Genomic DNA, 390 nt, shown 5'->3' on the forward strand with positions numbered 1-390 from the left:
ATCCAAGCCCATTTTCACCGTCATACCTTGCTCCGTTACAGAATAGCGACGGTTCAACTCTTGAATGAATCCAAAGCCAAAAATAAATTTGTAATCTTTTCCATTAATCGTCTGTTCCATTAATTTTTCCTCCTAAAAATTAAGGTAGTTTAGGCTACCTATCCACCTGTTTTCGGCGTTGTATCCTCAAACGCATACTGCACTTGTTTCTCTTGTTCAGCAGTCAAAGTAGCAAATCCATCTTGATGGACCATTTGAACAGCATACTCAAGACTTACTTCTACGTTATCTTCTGCAGCCGCCGTTTCCTCATAGTTAGAAATTAGCGCATGCATATACTTTGCTTCAAATTTCTTGCCATCGGTGTCTTTTTTCAGTTTATCGATGATC

Annotated in this window: 2 protein-coding genes; both read right to left on the reverse strand. The window is 39.0% G+C overall.

The features are described from left to right. Nucleotides 1-120: tail assembly chaperone (locus BTA35_RS18880; RefSeq protein ID WP_202931332.1), on the reverse strand; the 120-nt coding region annotated here is incomplete at its 3' end. Between the two features lie 38 nt (nt 121-158). After that, nucleotides 159-390: hypothetical protein (locus tag BTA35_RS17435; RefSeq protein WP_369126258.1), on the reverse strand; the 232-nt coding region annotated here is incomplete at its 5' end.

It is taken from the genome of Oceanospirillum linum (assembly GCF_001995095.2).
Lineage (GTDB): Bacteria > Pseudomonadota > Gammaproteobacteria > Pseudomonadales > Halomonadaceae > Oceanospirillum > Oceanospirillum linum.